The organism is Paenibacillus apii (assembly GCF_011043685.1).
GTDB lineage: Bacteria > Bacillota > Bacilli > Paenibacillales > Paenibacillaceae > Paenibacillus_AQ > Paenibacillus_AQ sabinae.
Genome location: NZ_JAAKGU010000031.1, coordinates 1 through 752 on the forward strand (window position 1 = coordinate 1; position 752 = coordinate 752).

The 752-nt window shown below is 49.7% G+C and carries 1 protein-coding gene; it reads right to left on the reverse strand.

Annotated elements, in window-relative coordinates:
* A partial coding sequence (locus tag G5B47_RS25235; RefSeq protein WP_165104223.1) for an ABC transporter transmembrane domain-containing protein occupies positions 1 to 667 on the reverse strand: 667 nt, incomplete at its 3' end.
* Positions 668 to 752: the final 85 nt, after the last annotated feature.

Below are 752 nucleotides of genomic sequence, written 5' to 3' on the forward strand. Positions count from 1 at the left end.
CTTGATAGCGGTTCGACTCCCATTCAGTTCTGTGAAAGGCAACAACCTCCCGTGTCGAGGAGATCCCTTCCTCCAGATGAACCGTCAGATCTGTCCGCTTCTCCAGCACAACGGCTGCGGCTTTCTTGATCCTTTTCGCAAAGAAACAGGCATTTCCGATATACAGCAAGCACACGGCCAGGACGCACACCATGACCCAAATGCTCGAGTAGCCGACAATGGCAAGCATGATTAACGCTTCGAACATACTCCTAATCCCGGTGGGTGTAAGGTAGCTGACCAGAGAACCCGTATCCAGCACATCGCTGTTCAGGTTTTGGACGAACCTGGCGGCTCTCTCTTTTTGGAAAGTGGAGATTGGAAAGCGGAATAGCCGGGTGAACATGTTTTTGGTCATGATTTTCGTAATAATATATTCGTTTCGGACAAACGTATACGGCGTGGCGACGAACAAGATGGCACTACAGATGAAAATAACGGCGTATACACTAAGCAGAACGGGCAGAAGCTCGAACTTTTGCTGCATGAACAGATCATCGATGATGTACTTTTGCACGTAGACGGAAGCGACGCCGAAGAAACTTTCCAAAACGAGCAGCACAATAGCCAGCTGGAAGCCGGCTCGGATCATCATGAGATGATCCCATATCCATTTCACATATTTCACAGCGTATCCTCCGAATCACCGGTAATAGCGACCGTTTGCCCCTGCCCCTGGGCCAGATTATAGAAGATGCCTTCCCGGGCGATTA